This window comes from Micromonospora sp. AB353 (assembly GCF_049538395.1).
Classification (GTDB): Bacteria; Actinomycetota; Actinomycetes; order Mycobacteriales; family Micromonosporaceae; genus Micromonospora; species Micromonospora aurantiaca.
Window position 1 is genome coordinate 1 of the sequence record NZ_JBMVFV010000074.1, and the last position, 21,877, is coordinate 21,877.

General features: G+C 73.6%; 20 protein-coding genes and 1 riboswitch. Of the genes, 14 read left to right on the forward strand and 6 right to left on the reverse strand.

Features of this window, described 5'->3' with window-relative positions; all coding sequences use genetic code 11:
* From ACPCK6_RS23940 to ACPCK6_RS23950, 3 genes are all read right to left on the reverse strand, one after another.
* The coding region (locus ACPCK6_RS23940) for an FAD-binding oxidoreductase (RefSeq protein WP_423482292.1) at positions 1 to 976 on the reverse strand (976 nt) is incomplete at its 3' end.
* Between the two features lie 46 nt (positions 977 to 1,022).
* Positions 1,023 to 1,793, reverse strand: a complete 771-nt coding sequence (locus ACPCK6_RS23945) for a nucleotidyltransferase domain-containing protein (RefSeq protein WP_423482293.1) — start codon at positions 1,791 to 1,793, stop codon at positions 1,023 to 1,025.
* Positions 1,794 to 1,822: 29 nt separating this feature from the next.
* Positions 1,823 to 2,764 (reverse strand): diacylglycerol/lipid kinase family protein, encoded by a 942-nt coding sequence (locus ACPCK6_RS23950; RefSeq protein ID WP_396883694.1) that lies wholly within the window; start codon positions 2,762 to 2,764, stop codon positions 1,823 to 1,825.
* 149 nt (positions 2,765 to 2,913) lie between these two features.
* On the opposite strand from ACPCK6_RS23950, the gene ACPCK6_RS23955 reads away from it, so the two are divergent.
* The 4 genes from ACPCK6_RS23955 to ACPCK6_RS23970 all read left to right on the forward strand — a co-directional run bounded on the left by ACPCK6_RS23955 (position 2,914) and on the right by ACPCK6_RS23970 (position 9,770).
* A complete protein-coding gene (locus ACPCK6_RS23955) occupies positions 2,914 to 4,041 on the forward strand; it encodes a hypothetical protein (protein ID WP_423482294.1) in 1,128 nt (375 codons plus the stop codon).
* A gap of 130 nt (positions 4,042 to 4,171) precedes the next feature.
* Positions 4,172 to 4,831, forward strand: coding sequence for a hypothetical protein (locus tag ACPCK6_RS23960; RefSeq protein WP_396883692.1), 660 nt, complete (start codon positions 4,172 to 4,174; stop codon positions 4,829 to 4,831).
* A 147-nt stretch (positions 4,832 to 4,978) separates the two neighbouring features.
* Positions 4,979 to 7,294, forward strand: coding sequence for a transglycosylase domain-containing protein (locus ACPCK6_RS23965; RefSeq protein WP_423482295.1), 2,316 nt, complete (start codon positions 4,979 to 4,981; stop codon positions 7,292 to 7,294).
* 412 nt (positions 7,295 to 7,706) lie between these two features.
* Complete coding sequence (locus ACPCK6_RS23970; protein ID WP_423482296.1) at positions 7,707 to 9,770, forward strand: M4 family metallopeptidase; 2,064 nt, start codon at positions 7,707 to 7,709, stop codon at positions 9,768 to 9,770.
* Between the two features lie 157 nt (positions 9,771 to 9,927).
* Here ACPCK6_RS23970 and ACPCK6_RS23975 read toward each other — a convergent pair whose 3' ends face one another.
* Both ACPCK6_RS23975 and ACPCK6_RS23980 read right to left on the reverse strand, forming a co-directional pair.
* On the reverse strand, positions 9,928 to 10,377 hold the full coding sequence (locus ACPCK6_RS23975; protein ID WP_396883689.1) for a YbaB/EbfC family nucleoid-associated protein: 450 nt from the start codon (positions 10,375 to 10,377) through the stop codon (positions 9,928 to 9,930).
* 185 nt (positions 10,378 to 10,562) lie between these two features.
* Positions 10,563 to 11,207 (reverse strand): transglycosylase family protein, encoded by a 645-nt coding sequence (locus ACPCK6_RS23980; RefSeq protein ID WP_423482297.1) that lies wholly within the window; start codon positions 11,205 to 11,207, stop codon positions 10,563 to 10,565.
* Positions 11,206 to 11,351, reverse strand: a riboswitch (cyclic di-AMP (ydaO/yuaA leader). Its footprint overlaps the gene before it by 2 nt.
* A gap of 171 nt (positions 11,352 to 11,522) precedes the next feature.
* Between ACPCK6_RS23980 and ACPCK6_RS23985 the strand changes: the two genes are divergently transcribed.
* Genes ACPCK6_RS23985 through ACPCK6_RS23995 form a run of 3 tightly spaced genes read left to right on the forward strand, consistent with a single transcriptional unit; the run spans position 11,523 to position 14,340 of the window.
* Positions 11,523 to 13,085 (forward strand): LLM class flavin-dependent oxidoreductase, encoded by a 1,563-nt coding sequence (locus ACPCK6_RS23985; RefSeq protein ID WP_423482298.1) that lies wholly within the window; start codon positions 11,523 to 11,525, stop codon positions 13,083 to 13,085.
* A gap of 47 nt (positions 13,086 to 13,132) precedes the next feature.
* The gene (locus tag ACPCK6_RS23990; RefSeq protein WP_423482299.1) at positions 13,133 to 13,609 is read left to right on the forward strand and encodes a winged helix-turn-helix transcriptional regulator; all 477 of its coding nucleotides are present in this window, start codon (positions 13,133 to 13,135) and stop codon (positions 13,607 to 13,609) included.
* Between the two features lie 32 nt (positions 13,610 to 13,641).
* Positions 13,642 to 14,340, forward strand: a complete 699-nt coding sequence (locus tag ACPCK6_RS23995; RefSeq protein WP_396883685.1) for an SDR family oxidoreductase — start codon at positions 13,642 to 13,644, stop codon at positions 14,338 to 14,340.
* A gap of 243 nt (positions 14,341 to 14,583) precedes the next feature.
* Here the strand turns inward: ACPCK6_RS23995 and htpG are convergent, their stop codons facing one another.
* Positions 14,584 to 16,476 carry a molecular chaperone HtpG gene (gene htpG / locus ACPCK6_RS24000; protein ID WP_396883684.1) on the reverse strand — a complete coding sequence of 631 codons (1,893 nt, stop codon included), beginning with the start codon at positions 16,474 to 16,476 and terminating at the stop codon, positions 14,584 to 14,586.
* Positions 16,477 to 16,613: 137 nt separating this feature from the next.
* Here htpG and ACPCK6_RS24005 point away from each other — a divergent pair, with 137 nt between their 5' ends.
* Genes ACPCK6_RS24005 through ACPCK6_RS24035 form a run of 7 tightly spaced genes read left to right on the forward strand, consistent with a single transcriptional unit; the run spans position 16,614 to position 21,795 of the window.
* Entirely contained in the window at positions 16,614 to 17,345 is a 732-nt protein-coding gene (locus ACPCK6_RS24005) for a FadR/GntR family transcriptional regulator (RefSeq protein ID WP_423482300.1), read from the forward strand.
* Positions 17,342 to 18,169, forward strand: a complete 828-nt coding sequence (locus ACPCK6_RS24010) for a sterol desaturase family protein (RefSeq protein ID WP_396883683.1) — start codon at positions 17,342 to 17,344, stop codon at positions 18,167 to 18,169. Before ACPCK6_RS24005 ends, ACPCK6_RS24010 begins: the two co-directional genes overlap by 4 nt.
* Positions 18,166 to 18,840 carry a lysoplasmalogenase gene (locus ACPCK6_RS24015; protein WP_396883682.1) on the forward strand — a complete coding sequence of 225 codons (675 nt, stop codon included), beginning with the start codon at positions 18,166 to 18,168 and terminating at the stop codon, positions 18,838 to 18,840. The genes ACPCK6_RS24010 and ACPCK6_RS24015 overlap by 4 nt, the downstream gene beginning before the upstream one ends.
* Positions 18,813 to 19,304, forward strand: a complete 492-nt coding sequence (gene smpB / locus ACPCK6_RS24020) for an SsrA-binding protein SmpB (RefSeq protein WP_018784184.1) — start codon at positions 18,813 to 18,815, stop codon at positions 19,302 to 19,304. Before ACPCK6_RS24015 ends, smpB begins: the two co-directional genes overlap by 28 nt.
* A 42-nt stretch (positions 19,305 to 19,346) precedes the next feature.
* A complete protein-coding gene (locus ACPCK6_RS24025) occupies positions 19,347 to 19,895 on the forward strand; it encodes a DinB family protein (protein ID WP_423482301.1) in 549 nt (182 codons plus the stop codon).
* A gap of 47 nt (positions 19,896 to 19,942) precedes the next feature.
* Entirely contained in the window at positions 19,943 to 20,518 is a 576-nt protein-coding gene (locus tag ACPCK6_RS24030; RefSeq protein ID WP_318334196.1) for a helix-turn-helix domain-containing protein, read from the forward strand.
* Positions 20,515 to 21,795: an MFS transporter gene (locus ACPCK6_RS24035; protein WP_396883679.1), complete on the forward strand. Its 1,281-nt coding sequence runs from the start codon at positions 20,515 to 20,517 to the stop codon at positions 21,793 to 21,795. The genes ACPCK6_RS24030 and ACPCK6_RS24035 overlap by 4 nt, the downstream gene beginning before the upstream one ends.
* Positions 21,796 to 21,877: the final 82 nt, after the last annotated feature.

Genomic DNA, 21,877 nt, shown 5'->3' on the forward strand with positions numbered 1-21,877 from the left:
GCCCGCGCACGGCCAGGCCGCGCAGCGTGGCGTCCGCCTTCGGGTCGCGCTGGGCGACCCGCAGGGCAGCGGCGTCGAGGAGCTCGATCGCCGCCGGCCCGGCGGCCACCAGCGCCGGCATGGCGGCCATCGCCGCGCCCAGGGTGTCGAAGACCAGCAGGCCGGTCGCGGCGTGCCGGTGCACGGGTACGGTCCGGAACGTCGCCGAGGCGACGAACGCGAGCGTGCCCTCGCTGCCCACCACGAGCCGGGTGAGCAGGTCGGCCGGGTCGTCGTGGTCGAGGAACGCGTTCACGCCGTACCCCATGGTGTTCTTCATGGCGTACTGGGCACGGATGCGGCGCACCGAGCCGGGATTGCCGCGTACCCGGTCGCGTAGCCGCAGCAGCCCGGCGTGCAGTGCCGGTTCGGCGGCGCGCAGCCGGGCGTCGGCGTCCGGTGCGCCGGTGTCCAGCACGGTGCCGCCGGGCAGCGCGAGGACCAGCGACTCCAGCGTCCGGTACGTGTTGAACTCGGTTCCGCAGGTCATGCCGCTGGAGTTGTTGGCGACCACTCCGCCGACCGTGCACGCGGACTCGCTGGCCGGGTCGGGGCCGAGCTTGCGGCCGTACGGCGCGAGCCGCGCGTTCACCTGCCGCAGCACCACCCCGGGCTGCACCCGTACCCGCCGCCCGTCGTCGAGGACCGTCAGGTCGCGGAAGTGCCGCCGCACGTCGACGAGCAGCCGGTCGGTGACGGCCTGGCCGCTGAGGCTGGTGCCGCCGGAGCGGAACGTCAGCGGGGTGCCGGTGCGGGCGCCGTACGCCAGCAGCGCGGCCACCTGACCGGCGTCGTGCGGCGTGATCACCGCGCCGGGGTGCAGCAGGTAGTGCGAGGCGTCGTGTGCCATCCGCAGCCGGTCCGCGGCCCGGGTCGCCACGCCGCCGGGCACCACCGACTCCAGTCCGGCCCGCGTGGACGCGCTCAGCTCCGTCATGATCACCGCACCTCCCCCGGCTCACAGTAGTCACGCACGACGGGGCTCACCGCACGGTGATCCGGTCCTGCACCCGCTCCTGGAACGCGCGGGCGGCCGGGCCGGACGGCGGGGTGCCGCCGCGGCGGGCCTCGATCGAGGCCCGGATCAGCGCGGCGTCCGGGTCGTCGGCGGCCACCCGCAGTCCGGCGTCGACCTTGCCCAGCCAGACGCCGTCGCGGATGCGCACCAGCGCCCGGCAGGCGCCGAGCACCGCGTCCTCCGCGCCGGGGGCCGGTTCGTCGCCGGGTGGCGTGGGCAGCGCCAGCCACCAGCGCAGCGCGTCCGCCAGCAGCGCCCGCAGCGCCTCCGGGGACGGGTCGGCGAACACGTCGGCGGCGGGCGGGCCGAGCAGCGTCAGGCCGGACTGGCGCAGGATGCTGCGGTCCAGCGCGTACCAGAACCGCCCGTCGGCGGCGGGCCGGTCGGTCGGGTCGTAGGTGGCCCGGAACGGCATGGTGGCGCCGGTGTTCAGCTCGACCTCGAAGCCCGGCTCCGGGGTGCCGGAGGCGGCCACGTCGCGGCGGTAGACGACCAGCTCCAGGCCGCGTGCCGGGCAGGGCAGCGACCCGTGCCGCAGCCGGTCCACGAGCAGGCGCTTGTCCGGCTCCGGCATCGGCCCGGCGGCCACCAGCGCCACGTCCACGTCGCTGCGGCCCGGCTGGTACGCGCCCAGCCCGAGCGACCCGGCGGCGTACGCGCCGACCATGTCCTCACCGAGCACGTCCCGGGAGCGGCGGACCACGTCGGCCAGGTAGTCGCGGATGTCGTCACGCATTCCGGCATCCTGCCCCGGCCCGGACCCGGTCAGTCCGCCGGGTCGGGACAGCACACGGTCAGCGCGCCCGGCACCACCTTCACCTTGAGCCGTTCCGCCTTGCCCCGGGCACCGCCGTCCAGCTCGTACGTCTTCGGCGCGTCGAACCGCACCTTGATCTTGCGACCCCGGGTGATCCGGACGAACGGCGACTCCTCGGAGCGCCCGGCGGCCATCCGGCCCAGCGTGCGCGCCCAGTCCACCGCGCCGCTGGCGGTGGACACGCCGACCTCCAGCGCCCCGTCGTCCGGACGGGCGTCGTCGAAGGCCGGGATGCCGCCGGTGATGGTGCCGACGTTGCCGAACAGCACGCAGCTCGCCTCGTCGTCGAACCAGTCGGCGCCGTCGACCCGGATCCGGGTCCGTACGCACTCGCCGCGCACGTGCCGCAGCCCGGTCCAGACGTACGCGATCCGGCCGAACCGGCCCTTGAGCTGCCGGTCGGCGTCCCGGATCAGGTCGCCGTCGAACCCGGCGCCGGCCATCACCGCGAAGTGCTCGCCGTTGATCCGGCCCAGGTCCAGCTCGCGCCGGCGGCCGTGCAGCGCGATGCGTACCGCCTCCGGCAGGTCGACCGGGATGCCCAGGTTCACCGCGAACAGGTTGGCCGTGCCGGCCGGCAGGATGCCCATCGGCACGCCGCTGCCCGCGAGCGCGTCGGCGCACCGCTGCACCATGCCGTCGCCGCCCCACACCAGCACCAGTTCGGCGCCGGAGTCCAGTGCCGCGCGGACCCGCTTGGGCGCCTTACGGCTCTTCGGCACCTCGTACCAGAGCAGCCGCCCGACCCCGGCGGCGACGAGCCGGGAGCGCAGCTCGTCGAGCCCTCCCCCGAACGTCTTCTTCCGGTGGGCGACGACGGCGACCACACCGGCCGGAGGCGCGGCGGGGGCGGGGGTGGTGTCCGGGCGTTCGGCCGTGCGCGTGTCCATGGCCCGGCTGGTACCCGCACGCCGCGGATCCCACGCCTGCGCGCGACGCGCCCGACACCCGCCGGCGGCGTACTGTGCCCGGGCCGCCACGTTCGGTACAGTGCGGGGCGTCGATCCGTGCCGCCGGGTACGGGTGCGAAAGGTGTGGAATGTCGGGACGGGCCGGGTGGGTGGCGCGCTGCACGCTGCGCCTCGGTCTGCTGCTCGGCGGCGTGGCAGTGGTCTGGGGTGCCCACGAGGCCGCCTCCGGCTCGGCCGCCCACGCCGCCGACGGCCGGCCGTCCGGCCCGCTCACCGCCACCGTCGGGGTGCTCACCCACACGCTCGGGACGGTGCTCGGCCTGCCCACGTCCGGAACCGGCGACGCGATCCCCGCCGGGTCCGGCGACGCCGCGGCGGAACCGGCGACGCCCGCCGCGCCCGCACCTGCTCCCGCCACGCCCCCGCCCGCCTCCGCCACGCCCCCGCCCGCCTCCGGCTCCCTCGCGCCCGCTCCCGCACCCGACGCGACCGCGCCGAAGCCGGGCACGCCCGGGCCCGGCACCGGCCGGCCGACGGCGCAGCCGGCCCCCGCGCCTGTCACCGGCCGGGTGGTCGAGGCGGTGGTGATGCCGGCACGCGACCGCGTGCTCGCACCGGTCGCCGAGGGCCTGCGCCCGGTCACCGACCCGGTGAAGGCAGGCGTGCTCGACCCGGTGGCGGACCTGCTGTCGCCGGTGGTCGAGCCGCTGCGCCCGATCCTCGGCCCGGTCTGGCGGGGCCTGGAACCGGTGCTCGACCCGCTGGCACCGGTGCTCGACCCGCTCAGCCCGGTGACCGATCTGCTCGACCCGCCCGCCGCGCCGGACCCCGGATCGCCTCCGGCACCCGGCGAGCCCGGGCCGGGCCCACCGGCCGAGCCCGTCCATCCGGCCGACCCGGCCGCGACGCCCGCGCCCGCCGCCGAGCGTGCGCACGACACACCGTCCCGCCTCGGCGGTCCGGTAGTCGCCGCCCCGGCGGCGCGCACCCTGACCGTCGTCGGCACGCGGTGGGCCGACCCGGCACAGAGCCGGGCACCGGCGGCCGTCGGCCCGGCGGTGCACGTCACGACCACGCCCGCCGTACCGCTGCCGCCGCACGGGCTCAGCCACGGCGGCGGCGCGGTGCACAGCGAGGCGGCCGACGCGGACACGAACCGCTGGCGGCTGCCGGCCCTGGCCCACCGGTACGCGCGACCGGCGGCCGATCCGCTGCCGCCGTCGCGTACGTCGCGCCCCGGCACCAGACCCGCCTGAGCGGACTCCACAGGCACCACATGCGATCCAGAGCACGGGCGTGTCCCGCCCGTCTGCCGCATGCCGCGGCGGCGCCGTCGTCCGGCGCCCGCAACCGACCCGATCACGCCTGGACAACAGGAGTTCGTTCATGAGCACAGCCCTGCCCGTCGTCCGCGCCCGGTGGTGCGACATCGGCCGCATCGCCGATCTCGTCGCCGAGGCCCTCGCGCCCACCGCGCTGGCCGCCTGGCTCGTCCCTGACACGTCCCGCCGCCTGCCGGTCCTCGCCGCCGTGGCGCGGATCTGGACCGAACACGCGTTGCTGTTCGGCGACGCGTTCCTGCTGCCCGACGGCAGCGCCGCCACCGTGTGGTTCCACCGCTACCGTCCGATCCCCGCCCCCCACCGGTACGCCGACCGGCTCGCCGGTGTCGCCGGGCCGGACGCGGACCGGTTCCGCCGCCTCAGCGCAGAGCTGGCGGCACGCCGTCCGGCCGAGCCGCACAACCATCTGGCGCTGCTGGCCGCGCCCCGGGGCGGCGCGACGCAGGCGCTGTCCGCGGCGCAGCGCCGGATGGACACGTTGAGCCTGCCCACGTACGCGCATCCGTGCGCCGGTGAGCAGGCGGAGGAGCTGCTGCGGCGGCACGGCTACGCCGAGCGGGAGACGTTCGCCGCCCCCGACGGCACGCCGGTGCGGTCGTTGTGGCGGTCGGCGCCGTTCCACGGCGGCACCGACAGGTGGCGTTCCCGCCGGGCCGCCCGCCGGGAACGCGACGGCCACGCCGCCGGATGGGCGGCGCGCTGACCGGATGAGCCCTCCGGGCCGGGGCGGCGCCCGTGCGCCCCGGCCCGGAGCACGCCACACCGTCCGGGTTCGTCGGCCGGTGCCGTCGGCGCTGCTCGGTTAGCCTGCGAGCCGGGCACGACTCAGCCGAGCGGTCGGAGGTAACGCGTGCGGAACAGCGGATCCACAGCGGAACCGGGCGGCGCGGCACCGGTGCGCCCGAGGCGCAAGCGGCGGCGTCTGCTTGTCGTCCTCGCGGTCTGCACGCTGCTGGCCGGTTGCGGGCTGGTCGCCGGCGGCTACTACTTCGACAGCGTGCCGACGCCCAGCGACCTGAAGCTGCCCGAGTCCACCACCGTCTACTACGCCGACGGGCGCACGCCGATGGCGAAGCTGGGCGCGCAGAACCGCACCATCGTGCCGTACGACGAGATGAACGACTCGGCGAAGCAGGCGATCGTGGCGGCCGAGGACCGTACGTTCTGGACGAACCAGGGCATCGACGTCAAGGGTGTGCTCCGGGCGGCCTGGGCGAACGTGAGCGGCGGCCAGCGGCAGGGCGCGTCCACGCTCACCCAGCAGTACGCGCGCATCGCCGCGGACCTGCGCGGGGTCACCTACTCCCGCAAGCTGCGCGAGGCGGTGATCGCGTGGAAGCTCGACGACGCGTACTCCAAGGAGGAGATCCTCGGTTTCTACCTGAACACCGTGCCGTTCGGGCGGGGCGCGTACGGCATCGAGGCGGCCGCGCAGACGTACTTCGGCAAGACGGTACGCCGGGACGCGCCGGCCGCGCGGCAGCTCACGCCGGCCGAGGCGATGGTGCTCTGCGCGATGGTGAAGCAGCCGGAGGCGGACCCGGCCGACCCGGAGGGCTCGCCCGGGTACGACCCGCGCCGCAACGCGCTGGCCCGGCAGAACTCGATCGACAGGTGGAACTACATCCGCGACGGCATGGTCAAGCTCGGCTACCTGACGCCGCAGCAGGCGGCGGACCTCGCGTACCCGGACACGGTCCGGCCGATCGACAAGGACGCGGGCCGGTCCGACCTGGACCGGCCGACCGGCCTGGTGGTCAACCACGTGCTCGCCGAGCTGCGCGAGACCGAGCCGTTCCGTGGCAAGCCCGACGAGGTGATCCGCGACGGCGGCTACCGGATCGTCACCACCATCGACAAGCGGGTGCAGGACGCGGCCGAGGCGGCGGCGGACATCCGCCGCGACACCGCACCGCAGGCGGTCCGCGGCCAGCCGCGCAACTGGCAGGCGGCGCTGGTGGCGGTGGAGCCGGGCACCGGCCGGGTGCTCGGCTACTACGGCGGCGACGAGGGCTCGGGCGCGGACTACGCCGGCTGGTACTACGACGAGAACGGTGAGACCCGCGGGTTCGGCCAGCATCCGCCGGGGTCGTCGTTCAAGGTGTACGACCTGGCGGCGGCCGTCCGCGACGGGATCTCGGTGAAGCAGCGGTTCGACTCGCCGGACACCAAGGAGTTCCCCGCCTCGGGGCGCACCAGGGGCAGCGCGGCGGGGCCGATCCGCAACGCCGAGCGTGCGCCCTGCCAGCCGGACTGCGCGCTCTGGGAGGCCACTGTCGCCTCGCTGAACGTGACCTACTTCGAGCTGACCGAGAAGCTGGGCACCGACAAGGTGATCGAGATGGCCCGCCAGGCGGGCGTGGAGTCGATGTGGGAGACGGTCCGGGGCAATCCCCGGCCGCAGCGCGTCGACCTGCGCAGCGACCCGGCCGACGAGGTGGCGAAGCGGTTCTCCACCGAGGTCGGCATCGGGCAGTACGGCATCACCGTGCAGGACCACGCGAACGGCATGGCCACGTTCGCCGCCGGCGGCAAGCGTGCCGACGCGCACTTCGTCCGGTCGGTCAGCAAGGACGACGAGGACGTGTGGACCGAGCAGCTCCGGACGACGGACCTGGGCCTGGACCGGGAGGCGATCGACCAGCTCGACTGGACGCTGCGCCGCGTACGGGCCGCCGAGCTGGGCAACGGCTGGGACTCCGCCGGTAAGACCGGCACCTGGCAGGCCGGGCAGAGCACCACGCAGAACGTGCACACCTGGATGGTGGGCTGGACCGGCGCGCTCGCCTCGGCCGTCTGGCTGGGCACCACCGACGGCAAGCCGCTGCGGACCACGGGCGGCAGCTACGAGGTGTACGGCTCGACCGGCGCCGCGCCGATCTGGCGGCAGTTCATGACCCGGGCCACCGCGGCGATGAAGCTCGACCCGGAGAAGTACCGCTTCGGTCAGCCGACGTTCCCCGGCGAGACCCCGGAGCCGACGCGGTCCGCGCCACCGCCGCCGACCACCGCCGCGCCGACACCGTCGGAGTCGCCGAGCCCCAGCCCGTCCTCGTCGAGCCCGAGCCCGGACCCGACCGGGCGGCCGACCTCGCGGCCGACGCTGACGCCGTCGCTGCCACCGTTGCCGACCGTGTCGCCGACCCGGACCCGTGGCCCGCGCTGACCCGCCCGGGCGGCGGCTCGGCCGCCGCCCGGCCACCCGGTCGGCGGCCTCGCGTCTATGCGCGCCATTCGCACACAGCGGCAACGTCCGCAATTTGCACCGGCATCCATCCACCGCCGACGATGTTCGCCCTGATCAGGGCCTATTGAAGATCATGGTTACCTGAATCGACGCGTGCGGCGACACGCCCGACTGTCAGTCGTTGCCCAGGTCACTTATTGCTCCGGGCTCGCGCGGCGTGTGATTGTGCACCAGCGAGCCGCCGACCCCCGGCGAATCGCGACGGTCGATCTGTCGACCCGGAGCCACGCCGGCAGCTCCGGTGACCGGCCGTCACCCTGCCTCGCACCACCGCGCCGCCCGTCCCCACCGGGCTCCGTGCGGCGCGCCTGTAGAACAGGAGCAAACCCCCGTGAAACTCTCACCTCGCCTCGCCGCGCTCACCGGCGCCGCCGCGGCCGGCCTGCTCGCCGCAGGAACCGCCGCCGCCGTGCAGGCCGCGCCACCCGGACCCGCCGCCCCGAACCCGGCGCAGGCCCGCGCGACCGCCGCCGACTCGGCCCGCGCCCTGGTCGCGAACCGCCCCGCCTACCTGCAGGCCGGCTCCGACGACGCGTTCGTCCAGAAGCCGGTCATCTCCTCCGAGGGCACCCAGTACGTGCCGTACGAGCGCACCTACAAGGGCCTTCCGGTGGTCGGCGGCGACTTCGTGCTCGCCACGGACTCGGCCGGCAACCTGAAGTACGCCTCGGTCGCCCAGCAGCGGCCCATCGGCGCCCTCGCCACCACGCCCGCGCTGGCCCCGGCCGCCGCCGCGAAGACGGCGCGTGCCCAGCTCAAGACCGTGAGCGCGGTCGAGGGCACCACGCTCGTGGTCTACACGCTCGGCGCCGCACCGGCGCTGGCCTGGGAGACCACTGTTCGCGGCACCGGCGCGGACGGCCCCAGCCGGCTCACCGTCGACGTCGACGCCCGCACCGGCGCGGTCCTGCGCAAGCAGGAGCACGTCGTCCGCGGCACCGGCACCGGCGCCTGGAACGGGCCCAGCCCGCTCACGCTCAACACCACCCAGTCGGGCTCCACGTACACCATGAAGGACCCGACCGTCACCAACCTGAGCTGCCAGGACGCGGCGAACAACACCACGTTCAGCGGCTCCGACGACGTGTGGGGCAACGGCACCGCCACCAACAAGGAGACCGGCTGCGTGGACGCGCTGTTCTCCGCGCAGACCGAGCACAAGATGCTCGCCCAGTGGCTGGGCCGTAACGGCGCCAACGGCAACGGCGGCTACTGGCCGATCCGGGTGGGCCTCAACGACCAGAACGCCTACTACGACGGCAGCCAGGTGCAGATCGGCAAGAACACCGCCGGCCAGTGGATCGGCTCGCTGGACGTGGTGGCGCACGAGATCGGCCACGGCATCGACGACAACACCCCGGGCGGCATCTCCGGCGGCGGCACGCAGGAGTTCGTGGCCGACACGTTCGGCGCGGCCACCGAGTGGTTCGCCAACGAGCCGTCCAGCTACGACGCGCCGGACTTCCTGGTCGGCGAGAAGATCAACCTGGTCGGCTCCGGCCCGATCCGCAACATGTACAACCCGTCGGCGCTCGGCGACCCGAACTGCTACTCCAGCAGCATCCCGTCGACCGAGGTGCACGCCGCGGCCGGCCCGGGCAACCACTGGTTCTACCTGCTCGCCAACGGCAGCAGCCCGACCAACGGGCAGCCGTCCAGCTCGACCTGCAACGGCAGCAGCGTGACCGGCCTGGGCATCCAGAAGGCCATGAAGATCATGTACAACGGCATGCTGCTGAAGACCTCGTCCTCGTCGTACCTCAAGTACCGCACCTGGACGCTGCAGGCGGCGAAGAACCTCTACCCGGGCAGCTGCGCGGAGTTCAACACGGTCAAGGCGGCCTGGGACGCGGTGAGCGTGCCGGCCCAGTCCGGTGACCCGACCTGCTCCGGCGGCACCCCGACGCCCACCCCGAGCACCACGACCACCCCGCCGTCGGGCGGCTGCTCCGGCAACAAGCTCGCCAACCCGGGCTTCGAGTCGGGCAACGTGAACTGGAGCGCCTCGTCCGGCGTCATCACCACCGACAGCGGCCAGGCCGCGCACGGCGGCTCGTACAAGGCGTGGCTGGACGGGTACGGCTCGTCGCACACCGACACGCTCAGCCAGTCGGTGACGATCCCGGCCGGATGCCGGGCGACGTTGAGCTTCTGGCTGCACATCGACAGCGCGGAGTCGACCACCAGCACCGCGTACGACAAGCTCACCGTCAAGGCGGGCAGCACCACGCTGGCCACGTACTCCAACCTGAACAAGGCCACCGGCTACGTGCAGCGGTCCTTCGACATCTCGTCGCTCGCGGGCACCACGGCGACCATCTCGTTCAGCGGCGTGGAGGACAGCTCGTTGCAGACGTCCTTCGTCGTCGACGACACCGCGGTCACCCTGAGCTGACCGTGTCGTAGCGCGGCCGGTCGTCGTCCTCCCCGGCGGCCGGCCGCCTCGTCGTGCCAGGCCGGCCGCCTCGTCGTGCCAGGCCGGCGCCGCGTCGCGCGTGGCCGGCGCCGCGTGCGGTGCGGCGCCTCGTCGTGCCGGGGCGGGTGCGGTCGGGTCAGACCGCGCGCCCGGCCCGGGACGCGGCACCGCGGTCGCGGTGGATCCGGGCGGCCGCCTCGTGCATCGCGCGGCCGAACAGCTCGGCCTGGTCGCCCATGCTGCCGAGCCGGGCGGCGAGCGCGTCGGCGTCGGCCCGGGCCGACGCGCTGACCCGGTCGTCCAGCTCGGACAACGCGGCGTTGGCGGCGGTCACGAGGTGTCCGCAGAGGACGTCGAGAGGCTCGCCGGCCAGCTCCGGGTCGATCGTCACGGAATCGAGCCGGCCACCCTGGACGGCGACCGCGCGGACCCGGCCGCCGGCGGCAGTGCCCTCGGCGAGCAGCAGCTCGCCCGGCTCGCCGTCGGCGTGCGCCGAGGCCCGGGAGCGCATCGCGGTGAGCGCCTGCTGCGTGCGGGTCAGCAGCTCGTCGATGCTCGCGGCCGCCGAGAACGGGTCGTTGGTCATATCCGCGCTTTCTTCACGTCTTAGCCGAGCATGCGTGACCCTAGCAACCGGCTCCGACGAATCGCGGTCACCGGCCGGTCCGGGTCGCGTCCCGGCGCCGCGAGCAGGCCGGACACCGGCCACACGGCGTGTCGCGGACGGACGAGCGCCCGGCCGGGGCGAACCGGCCGGGCGCTCGGACGAGGTCAGCGCAGGCGCAGCAACTGACCGGGGAAGATCAGGCCCGGGTCGTCGCCGACCACTGCCCGGTTGCGCTCGTGCAGGGCCCGCCAGCCGCCGTCGACGCGCTGCGCCACGGCGATCTCCGACAGCGTGTCCCCGCGCCGGACCACATACTCCCCGGCGCCGGACGACGGCCGCGGCGCCGCCTTCGTCGTGGCGCGTTCCGGCGCCGCCTTCGTCGCGGCGGCCCGCTTCGGCGCCGCCTTCCTCGGTGCCGCCTTCGTGGTGGCCCGCTCGGACCGGGTCGCCGCGCTCGTCGAACCGCCCTTCTTGCCGCAGACCGGCCACGCGCCGATGCCCTGGCCGCGCAGAACCTTCTCCGCGACGCCGATCTGCTCGGACCGGCTGGCCAGGTCGGCGCGCGCGGCGTACTTCTGGCCGCCGTAACCGTTCCAGGTGGCGCGGGAGAACTGGAGCCCGCCGTAGTAGCCGTTACCGGTGTTGATCTTCCAGTTGCCGCCTGATTCGCAGCGCGCGACCGCGTCCCAGTTGACGCCCGCGCTCGCCGGGGCGGCCGGGCCGACGAGGGTAGCGGCCCCGACGGCGGCGCCGACCAGGACCGTTCCGAGAGCGGTACGGCGGCTTCGGGCTGAGTATTCAGTTGCCATGTGGATTCCTCCACGCCGACGAGGTGAGCTGTCGGGTTCGGGCCGAGGAGCCCGGCCGCCGGTGGCGGCTTCACCCCGAGGTGACGATGCACCGTGGAACGTGTGGTTCCCCCGCTCCCGCACGAGGTTCGGTTACCGGGGCCGGCGGCGGGATTTGGCGTTTCCGGCCCGTGGTGTCCGCGTCTGCGAACGAAACCGACGCTAGGGGCGATTTGCGACGATCGTCCACTTCTTGTGACGCTCTTCACCCGGCCGGGCGACCGGCGGCGGCGCTACGGTGGCAGGGCCAGGCAAGATCACGGGAGGGCTTGACGGATGACCGATCACGGACACGAGCTGACCTTCGGCGGCTTCGTCACCCCCGCCGCCGGGCAGCCCGACCAGGTGGTGGCGCTAGCCCGGCTCTGCGAGCAGGTCGGGCTGGACCTGGTCACGTTCCAGGACCATCCCTACCAGCCGGGCTTCCTGGACACCTGGACGCTGATGTCCTACGTGGCCGCCGCGACCGAACGTGTCCGCCTGGCCGGAAACGTCCTCAACCTGCCGTTGCGCCAGCCGGTGGTGCTGGCCCGCAGCGTCGCCAGCCTGGACCTGCTCACCGGCGGCCGAGTCGAGCTGGGCCTCGGCGCGGGCGCGTTCTGGGACGCGATCGAGGCGGCGGGCGGGCGGCGCCTGTCCCCCGGCGCCGCCGTCGAGGCGCTCGACGAGGCGATCCGGGTGATCCGCGAGGTCTGGGACACCGACCGTCGCGGCATGATCCGCGTCGACGGCGAGCACTACCGGGTGGTCGGCGCCAAGCGCGGTCCGGCGCCCGCACATCCGGTGGGCATCTGGGTCGGCGCGTACAAGCCGCGCATGCTGCGCCTGGTCGGCCGCGCCGCGGACGGCTGGCTGCCGTCCCTGTCGTACCTGCCGAAGGGCCCCGACGAGCTGCCCGCCCTGAACGCGCTCGTCGACGAGGGCGCCCGGGCCGCCGGGCGCGACCCGGCCGCGATCCGCCGCATGCTCAACGTGACCGGCACGTTCGCCCGCTCGTCGGCCGGTTTCCTCGCCGGGCCGCCGGAGCAGTGGGTGGAGGAGCTGGCCGGGCTCACGCTGGAGCACGGCATCACCACGTTCATCCTCGGCAGCGACGAGCCGCGCGCGATCCAGATCTTCGGCCAGGAGGTCGCGCCCGCCGTGCGGGAGCTGGTCGCCGCCGAGCGCGCCACGCACGCCGGCGGAACCCGCACGGCCGCCGACGAGCAGACCACCGCCGGCGGCCCGAGCACGCTCGGCGTCACCCCCACCCCCGACCCCGGGGTACGCCTGAGCGCGCGCCGCCCCTGGGACGAGTCCACCCGCCCGAGCGCCCCGCCGCCGCCGGCCGGGCACGTCTACCCGGCCCGGGGACAGGCCGCCGGGCAGCACCTGGTGGACGTGCACGACCATCTGCGCCAGGAGCTGGCCCAGGTGCGCGACCTGCTGGAACAGGTCAAGCAGGGCAGTGTCTCGCCGGGCCGGGCGCGAGCCGCGCTGAACGAGATGACCATGCGGCAGAACAACTGGACGCTCGGGGCGTACTGCGCGGCGTACTGCACGATGGTCACCCAGCACCACGGGCTGGAGGACGCCTCGATCTTCCCGCACCTGCGCCGCTCCGAGGCCGGGCTGGCGGCAGTGCTGGACCGCCTGGAGGAGGAGCACGTGGTGATCCACGGCGTGGTGGAGAGCGTCGACCGGGCACTCGTGGAGCTGGTCCGCCGGCCCGGCGACTTCACCGGGCTCCAGGAGGCGGTGGACCTGCTCACCGACACGCTGCTGTCGCACCTGTCGTACGAGGAGCACCAGATCGTCGAGCCGCTGGCCCGGCACGGATTCTTCCCCGGCCAGCTGTGAGGTAGCTGACTTTTGTTTTCCTAAGTCAGGTGGGTACCGTCGACGCCATGACGGACCTCCTCGCGCAGCGTGACTCCTGGTCCACCGCCAACTGCTCGATCGCCCGGGCGCTGGAGGTGGTCGGCAACCGCACCACACTGCTCCTGCTGCGGGAGGCCTCGTTCGGCACCCGCCGCTTCGACGACTTCGCCCGGCGGGTCGGCGTCAGCGAGCCGGTGGCCGCCGCCCGACTCAAGCAGCTCGTCGCCGACGGGCTGCTCGACCGGCGTCCCTACCGCGAGCCCGGGCAGCGCACCCGCGACGAGTACGTGCTCACGGCCAAGGGCAGCGACCTGATCCCGGTGCTCGTCGCGCTGCGGCAGTGGGGCGACGAGCACGCCGCCGACGAGGCGGGCCCGGCGGTCCGGGTGGCCCACGAGAAGTGCGGCGCCCCCGTGCACGCCCGGCTGCGCTGCGACGCCGGGCACGACGTACCGCCCGGTGAGCTCGCCGTCCTGCCCGGTCCGGGCCTGCTGTCCGCCTGACTCCCCTCCCTCACCACACCTCGGAGCGACACATGAAGATCGCTGGAAGCACCGCCCTGGTCACCGGCGCCAACCGCGGCTTCGGCCGGCACCTGGCCGCCGAACTCGCCGCGCGTGGCGCCACCGTCTGGGCCGGCGCGCGCAACCCGGACACCGTGGACCTGCCCGGCGTCACCCCGGTACGCCTGGACGTCACCGACCCCGCGTCGGTCGCCGCCGCCGCGGAGCACGCCGGTGACGTGACGCTGCTCGTCAACAACGCGGGCGTGAGCACCGGCACCGACCTGCTCGACGGCGACCTCGACAAGATCCGGCTGGAGCTGGAGACGCACTACCTCGGCACGCTGTCGGTGGTGCGGGCGTTCGCGCCCCGGATCGTGGCCAACGGCGGCGGCACGATCCTCAACGTACTGTCCGCGCTGTCCTGGTTCACGCTCCCCGGCGTCGGCGCGTACGGCGCGGCGAAGGCCGCCGAGTGGTCGATGACGAACGCCCTGCGCCTGGAGCTGGCCGGCCGGGGCGTCCGCGTGGCGGGCCTGCACGTGGGCTACATGGACACCGAGATGGCTGCCGCCGTACCCGGCCCGAAGGCCCACCCGGCCGACGTCGCCCGGCTCGCCGCCGACGGCATCGAGTCCGACAGCTACGAGATCCTGGCCGACGACGTCGCCCGCCGGGTCCAGGCCGGACTGTCGGGCGGGGTGGCCGCGCTCTACCCCGCCCTCCCCTGAGCCGACCGGGCTCGCCGCCCCGGCGCACCGGCTCAGCGGCCCCTTCACCAGCCAACGGCGATTACGGCCGGCCGCGCGGCTGGACACCAGCCCGACCCACACCCGTCCACCCTGGGACAAGCCAGCTTGATCCACGCCAGCTCGGCGAGGTGGCGGTATCGGGGGCATCCTGATACCGCCACCTCGGCGTAATGGAGTCGATCAAGCCGGCCGGGTCCGGCCGGCGGGGCGGGTCGGGTGGGGCTAGAGGCCGCGGGCCAGGCGGTCGGCGAGGATGCGGGTGAACCGGGCCGGGTCGGCCAGCTCGCCGCCCTCGGCCAGCAGCGCCATGCCGTACAGCAGTTCGGCGGTCTCGGTCAGCGCGGCCGTGTCGCCGCCCTCGCCGTGCGCCTTGCGCAGCCCGGTGACCAGCGGGTGGGCCGGGTTCAGCTCCAGGATCCGCTTGACCCGGGGCACCTCCTGACCCATCGCCCGGTACATCTTCTCCAGCGTCGGCGTCATGTCGTGCGCGTCGCCGACCACGCAGGCCGGTGAGGTGGTCAGCCGGGTGGACAGGCGCACCTCCTTGACGCTGTCGGCGAGCGCGCCGCCGAGGAACGTGAGCAGGTCGGCGTACTCCTGCCGTTCCGCCTCGGCCTTCTCCTTCTCCTCCTCGGTCTCCAGGTCGACCTGCCCCTTGGCGACCGAGCGCAGCGTCTTGCCGTCGTACGCGCCGACGCGCTCGACCCACACCTCGTCCACCGGGTCGGTGAGGATCAGCACCTCGTAGCCCTTGGCGCGGAACGCCTCCAGGTGCGGCGAGTTCTCGATGGTGGCCCGGTTCTCGCCGGTGGCGTAGTAGATCTCGGTCTGGCCGTCCTTCATCCGCTCCACGTACGCGCGCAGCGTGGTCGGCTCGGCCGGGTCGTGGGTGCTGGCAGCGCGGACCAACTCCAGCAGCGTCTCGGTGTTGTCCGGGTCCTCCAGCAGACCCTCCTTGACCACCGCGCCGAACTCGGTCCAGAACGTGCGGTACGACTCGGCGGACATGTCCTTGAGCGTGGCGAGCACCTTCTTGACCAGCCGCCGGCGCACCGCGCGGATCTGCCGGTCCTGCTGGAGGATCTCCCGGGAGATGTTCAGCGACAGGTCGTGCGCGTCCACCACGCCCTTGACGAAGCGCAGGTAGTTGGGCATCAGCGCGTCGCAGTCGTCCATGATGAACACGCGCTTGACGTAGAGCTGCACACCGCGGCGGCCCTGCGGGGAGAACAGGTCGAGCGGGGCGTGCGAGGGCAGGAACAGCAGCGCCTCGTACTCGAAGGTGCCCTCGCCGCGCATGTGGATCGTCTCGAGCGGGTCGGCCCAGTCGTGCGCGACGTGCCGGTAGAACTCCTTGTACTCGGCCTCGTCGACCTCGTCCCGCGAGCGCGCCCAGAGCGCCTTCATCGAGTTGAGGGTCTGTTCCTCGCGGGTGGTGGCGCCGTCCTCGCCGGGCTTGTCGACGGTCATCCGGATCGGCCACGAGATGAAGTCGGAGTACCGCTTGACGATCTCCCGGATCGTCCACTCGGCGGTGTAGTCGTGCAGGTTGTCCTCGGTGTCGACCGGCTTGAGGTGCAGCGTGACCGAGGTGCCCTGGGGTGCGTCCCCGACCTCCTCGATCGAGTACGTGCCCTCGCCCGCGGACTCCCAGCGGGTGCCGCCGGACTGCCCCGCGCGGCGGGTCAGCAGCGTCACCCTGTCGGCCACCATGAACGTGGCGTAGAAGCCGACGCCGAACTGGCCGATCAACTCCTGGGACGCGGCGGCGTCGGCGGACTCCCGCAGCTTGCGCAGCAGTTCGGCGGTGCCGGACTTGGCGATCGTGCCGATCAGGCCGACCACCTCGTCGCGGGTCATGCCGATGCCGTTGTCCCGCACGGTGAGCGTACGGGCGTCCTTGTCGACCTCGATCTCGATGTGCAGGTCGGACGTGTCGGCCGGCAGCTCCTTGTCGACGAGCGACTCCAGCCGCAGCTTGTCCAGCGCGTCGGACGCGTTCGAGATCAGTTCGCGCAGGAAGACGTCCTTGTTCGAGTAGATCGAGTGCACCATCAGCTGCAACAGCTGACGGGCTTCGGCCTGGAACTCCAACGTCTCGACCCGGTCGCTCACACCGACTCCCTTCCCTCTGGCGGGCCTACGGCGGACAGGATACGAGGGGTGACCGAGGGGGCACGCACCGGCCGCCCTCGAAATCCACTGGTACAACCAGTTGACGGGTTGATGTGTTCGGGGCCACACTGCTGCGCATGACCTTCGATCCCGCGCCCCGTGTCTCGGTCTCCGACCACGTCTTCGGGCGGCTGCGCGACGCGATCGTGTCCGGCCGCTACGCGCCGGACGAGACGCTGCCCGGCGAGCGGGAGCTGGCCGGGGCGTTCGCGGTGAACCGGCACGCGGTCCGGGAGGCGCTGCGCCGCCTGCAACAGCTCGGCCTGGTCCGGGTCAGCCAGGGCGGCGCGACCCGGGTGCTGGACTGGCGGGTCCACGCCGGGCTGGACCTCGCGCTGTCCCTGGCCCGCTCCGGTGACGTACTCCCGGTCGAGACGCTGGTGCGCGACATGCTGGAGATGCGGGCGTGCGTCGGGATCGACGCGGCCCGGCTCTGTGCCGAGCGCGCGGACGCGGCGGTCGTCGCCGCCCTGGTCCGGGCCGCCGAGGAGTACGGCGACCTGGCCCCCGACCTGGACCTGATGAACGAGGCGAACATCGCCATCTGGCGGCTGATCGTGCGCGGCAGCGGCAACACCGCCTACCAGCTCGCCTTCAACAGCCTGGTGGCCGGCACGTTCGCGGTCGGCGACGTCCCCCCGGACGCCCGCGCGGCCGAACTGCTCGACGTGGCCGGGCACCGCCGTCTCGCCGCGTCGATCGCCTCCGGTCAGGGCGCGGCGGCGGCCCGGCACGCCCGGGAACTGCTGACCGCGCCGGTCACCACCCCCACCACCCCCACCACCCCCGGAAGGGAAGCGCGCGCATGATCCCCGCCGTGCTGTACGCCGTCCCGGCGTTCCTGCTCCTGATCGTCATCGAGGCGGTCTCCTACCGCTTCCTGCCCGACGACGACGAACGCGGCTACGAGCTGCGCGACACCACCACCAGCCTGTCAATGGGTCTGGGCAGCCAGATCATCGGCTTCCCGTGGAAGCTGCTCACCGTCGGTGTGTTCGCGGCGCTGTGGACAGTGGCGCCGGTGCACCTGTCCCCCGGCGACTGGTGGACCTGGGTGATCCTCTTCTTCGCCGACGACCTGGCCTACTACTGGTTCCACCGCTCGCACCACGAGGTACGCGTGCTCTGGGCCAGCCACGTCGTGCACCACTCCAGCGTCTACTACAACTTCTCGACCGCGTTGCGGCAGAGCTGGACGCCGATGACCTCGCTGCCGTTCTGGCTGGCGCTGGCGCTGCTCGGCATCCCGCCGTGGATGATCTTCCTCCAGCAGTCGGTCAGCCTGCTCTACCAGTTCTTCCTGCACACCGAGCGGATCAGGGTGCTGCCCCGGCCGATCGAGTGGATCTTCAACACGCCGTCGCACCACCGGGTGCACCACGGCTCGAACACCGAGTATCTGGACCGCAACTACGGCGGCATCCTGATCATCTGGGACCGGCTGTTCGGCACGTTCGAGCCGGAGCGGGCCACCGCGCGTTACGGCCTCACCACGAACATCGCCACCTACAACCCGCTGCGGGTGGCCACCCACGAGTTCGCCGCGATCTGGTCCGACGTACGCCGCGCCGACTGCTGGCGGCACCGCCTGGGCTACCTGTTCGGGCGTCCCGGCTGGCAGCCGGCCCGATGAGGCGATCCTGGCTGCTGCCCCTGTTCGGGCTGGTCGCGGCCGTCGAACTGGTCGGGGTCGCGCTGGACTCGACAGCGCTCCAGTGGCTGGCCAAGCCGCTGCTCGCGCCGGTGCTGCTGGCGTACCTCTTGACGCACCGGCGCCGCGTCGACGCGGTGGCGGTCGGCCTGGTCGCCGCCACCGCGGGCGACGTCGCCCTGCTCGTGGAGGGCGACACCGCGTTCCTGGCCGGCATGGGCTTCTTCCTGGTCACCCAGATCGCGTTCCTCAGCGCCTTCGTCCGGCACCGGCGCGCGCCGGGCATGGCGTGGGCCGGTTACCTGGTCGCCTGGGCCGGCGCGAACGCGCTGCTCTGGGGCATGCTCGGGCCGCTGCGGCTGCCGGTGCTCGGCTACAGCCTGGCGCTGTGCCTGATGGCCGCCGCCGCGACCGGGGTGTCGGCGCCTGTCGCCGCGGGCGGGGCGCTCTTCCTCGTCTCCGATCTGCTCATCGGCGTGGGCGCAGCCGGGGTGGACCTGCCCGGACGGGGCCTGCTGGTGATGGTCACCTACTGCGGCGCGCTGCTGCTCATCACCACCGGCTGGGTGGCCGCGGCGCGCCCGGCGACCGGCCCGCAACCGCCGCCGGCGGGTACCCTGCTCGCGTGGCCAGGGAGAACGGGCGCAAGCTGATCGCCTCGAACAAGAAGGCGCGGCACGACTACGACATCCTCAAGACGTACGAGGCGGGCATCGTGCTGGCCGGCACCGAGGTCAAGTCGCTGCGCGAGGGGCGGGTGTCGCTTGTCGACGCGTTCGCCCAGGAGCGCGACGGCGAGATCATGCTGTACGGCCTGCACATCGCCGAGTACGGCTTCGGCACCTGGACCAACCACGCGCCCCGGCGCACCCGCAAGCTGCTGCTGCACCGGGTGGAGATCGCCCGGATCCTGGAGAAGCTGCGCGACGGCGGCATCACGCTGGTGCCGCTGTCGATGTACTTCGCCGACGGCTGGGCCAAGGTGGAGCTGGGCCTGGCCCGGGGCCGCCGGTCGTACGACAAGCGCCAGGCGCTGGCCGAGCGGGACGCGAAGAAGGAGATCGCCCGGGAGATGGGCCGCCGCCTCAAGGGCCGGACGGCGGCGCGGCGGGGCTGAGCGGGCCGTTTTCTGTCCCAGGGCGGTGGCACGCTGAGGCGCATGACCGATCTGACCTGGAACCCGCTGCTCCGCGAGCAGCTCACCTGGCACTGGACCTACCAGTTGCGCGACCGCCTCGCCGGGCTCACCGACGCCGAATACCTCTGGGAGCCGGTCCCCGGCTGCTGGAGCGTGCGGCCGCGCGGCGACGGCGGCCCACCGGCGATCGACTTCGCGATGCCGCAGCCGGATCCGCCGCCGTTCACCACCATCGCCTGGCGGCTGGCCCACGTCGTCGTCGGCGTGCTGGCCATGCGCAACGCGTCGCACTTCGGCCGCGCGCCCACCGACTACGCCTCGTTCCCCTACTCCCCGACCGCGGCCGGCGCACTGGCCCAGCTCGACGAGGAGTACGCCGCCTGGACGGCGGGGGTCGAGGGGCTCGGCGAGGAGGGCCTGGCCCGCCCCTGCGGCCCGGCGGAGGGGCCGTTCGCCGACGTCCCGATGGCCACGCTCGTGCTGCACATCAACCGGGAGGTGATCCACCACCTGTCCGAGGTGTGCCTGCTGCGCGACCTGTACCGCCACACACCGGAGGCAACACGATAAATACAAGACTCCTTGTACATCATATCTTGTAGGTCTAGCCTGGCGGCATGACTGACGGAACCGGCAACCGGCGCGTGAGCGACCCGCGAGCCATGCGGGCGCTGGCCCACCCCACCCGGCTGCGGCTGCTCGGCGAGCTGCGCCTGCGCGGCCCGCAGACGGTCGGCATGCTGAGCGAGCGGACCGGGGAGGCGATCGGGTCGGTCAGCTACCACGTCGGCAAGCTGGCCGAGCACGGCTTCGTGGCCGAGGCGCCCGAGCTGGCCCGGGACCGGCGCGAACGGTGGTGGCGGGCCGCGCACGCCACCACCGACTGGGATCCCCTCGAACTGCTCGACGACCCGGAGCGCCGGCTCGCCGGCAACATGCTGCGCCAGGCCGCCATGCAGCGCTACGTCGACCGCTACCAGGCGTACCTGGACTCGGAGGCGAGCCTCGACCCGGCCTGGGTCCGCGGCACCACCAGCAGCGACATGGTGCTGCGCCTGACGCCGGAGGAACTGGTCGAGCTGCGCGACGAGTTGTCCGCGCTGGGCCGGCGCTGGCAGGAGCGCGGCGCGCCCGGCCGGTCCGGCGCCGAGATGGTCACGCTCATCTGGCAGGCGTACCGGGGGCCGCAGTGACCCGCGACCGCCGGCCCCTGACCGGACTGCTGATCGGGCACGCCGTCTCGCTGACCGGCAACGTGCTCACGCTCATCGCGCTGCCGCTCTACGTGCTGACCGAGACCGGCTCACCGGCCGCCACCGGGCTCGCCGGGGCGTTCGCCACCGCGCCCGTGGTGCTCGGCGGCGCGTTCGGTGGCGTGCTCGTCGACCGGATCGGCTACCGGCGCTCCAGCGTGCTCGCCGACGTGATCTCCGGCGTGACGATCGCCGCCGTACCCCTGTTGCACGCCACCGTCGGCCTGCCCTTCCCGGCGCTGCTGGCCCTGGTCTTCGTCAGCGGGCTGCTGGACACACCCGGGCAGACCGCGCGCACGGCGTTGCTCCCGGAGGCCGCGGCGGCAGCGGGGGTGCCGATCGAGCGGGCGGTCGGCTGGGCCGAGGCGACCTCACGCGGCGCCCGGATGATCGGCGCGCCGGTGGCCGGCCTGCTCGTCGGCGTGTTCGGCGCGCTGCCGGTGCTGGCGGTGGACGCGGTGACGTTCGCGGTGTCGGCGCTGGTGGTGGCGCTGCTGGTGCCGCGTCGGCTGAGCCCGTCCGGTGAGGAGAGCGAGCCGGAGACCGGCGGCTACTGGCGGCAGTTCGCCGCCGGGCTGCGTTTCCTGGTCCGCGAGCCGCTGCTGCGCGCCATGGTCCTGCTGGTGCTGGTGACGAACCTGTTCGACGCGGCCAAGAGCCAGGTGCTGCTGCCGGTGGTCGCCGACCGGGAACTGGGCGGCCCGGCCGCGTTCGGCCTGCTGGTCGGCGTCATGGGTGGTGGCGCGCTGGTCGGCTCGCTGGTGTTCAGCGCGATCGGGCACCGGCTGCCCCGCCGGGCCACTTTCGTCACCGCGTACGTGCTGTGCGGCGCTCCACCACTGTGGGCGCTCGCCGCCGCGCCGCCGCTGCCGGTGGTGGTAGCGGTGGTCGCGGTGGCCGGGCTGGCCGCCGGCTCGCTCAACCCGCTGATGGGCGCCGTCGAGCTGGAGCGGGTGCCGCCGGCCATGCGGGCCCGGGTGTACGGCGTGATCGGCGCGGGCGCGTGGGCGGCGATGCCGGCCGGCGCGGTCGGCGCGGGATTCGCCGCGGACCGGTTCGGCCCCACGTCCACGCTCGTCGTGATGGGCGCGTGCTACCTGCTGGTGGTGCTGACACCGCTGCTGGGCGGCCCGTGGCGGGACATGCGCCGGCCCACCGTGGTGCGGCAGCGCGAGCCGGAGCCCACATCGGAGCGCCAGCGGGAAACGCTCTCTTGACATCGACCGGCTTCGTTCATACCTTCATCGAAGTCTATTTGTATGGTTTGTTAAACGTTGGGCGGGGCCGGCCGCCGCGACG

What these genes read in the sequence shown, in the direction of transcription:
- ACPCK6_RS23945 (WP_423482293.1), bottom strand. Translation starts at nt 1,793, where the DNA reads ATGCGTGACGACATCCGCGACTACCTGGCCGACGTGGTCCGCCGCTCC.
- ACPCK6_RS23950 (WP_396883694.1), bottom strand. Translation starts at nt 2,764, where the DNA reads ATGGACACGCGCACGGCCGAACGCCCGGACACCACCCCCGCCCCCGCC.
- ACPCK6_RS23955 (WP_423482294.1), top strand. Translation starts at nt 2,914, where the DNA reads ATGTCGGGACGGGCCGGGTGGGTGGCGCGCTGCACGCTGCGCCTCGGT.
- ACPCK6_RS23960 (WP_396883692.1), top strand. Translation starts at nt 4,172, where the DNA reads ATGAGCACAGCCCTGCCCGTCGTCCGCGCCCGGTGGTGCGACATCGGC.
- ACPCK6_RS23975 (WP_396883689.1), bottom strand. Translation starts at nt 10,377, where the DNA reads ATGACCAACGACCCGTTCTCGGCGGCCGCGAGCATCGACGAGCTGCTG.
- ACPCK6_RS23980 (WP_423482297.1), bottom strand. Translation starts at nt 11,207, where the DNA reads ATGGCAACTGAATACTCAGCCCGAAGCCGCCGTACCGCTCTCGGAACG.
- ACPCK6_RS23985 (WP_423482298.1), top strand. Translation starts at nt 11,523, where the DNA reads ATGACCGATCACGGACACGAGCTGACCTTCGGCGGCTTCGTCACCCCC.
- ACPCK6_RS23990 (WP_423482299.1), top strand. Translation starts at nt 13,133, where the DNA reads ATGACGGACCTCCTCGCGCAGCGTGACTCCTGGTCCACCGCCAACTGC.
- ACPCK6_RS23995 (WP_396883685.1), top strand. Translation starts at nt 13,642, where the DNA reads ATGAAGATCGCTGGAAGCACCGCCCTGGTCACCGGCGCCAACCGCGGC.
- ACPCK6_RS24005 (WP_423482300.1), top strand. Translation starts at nt 16,614, where the DNA reads ATGACCTTCGATCCCGCGCCCCGTGTCTCGGTCTCCGACCACGTCTTC.
- ACPCK6_RS24010 (WP_396883683.1), top strand. Translation starts at nt 17,342, where the DNA reads ATGATCCCCGCCGTGCTGTACGCCGTCCCGGCGTTCCTGCTCCTGATC.
- ACPCK6_RS24015 (WP_396883682.1), top strand. Translation starts at nt 18,166, where the DNA reads ATGAGGCGATCCTGGCTGCTGCCCCTGTTCGGGCTGGTCGCGGCCGTC.
- ACPCK6_RS24025 (WP_423482301.1), top strand. Translation starts at nt 19,347, where the DNA reads ATGACCGATCTGACCTGGAACCCGCTGCTCCGCGAGCAGCTCACCTGG.
- ACPCK6_RS24030 (WP_318334196.1), top strand. Translation starts at nt 19,943, where the DNA reads ATGACTGACGGAACCGGCAACCGGCGCGTGAGCGACCCGCGAGCCATG.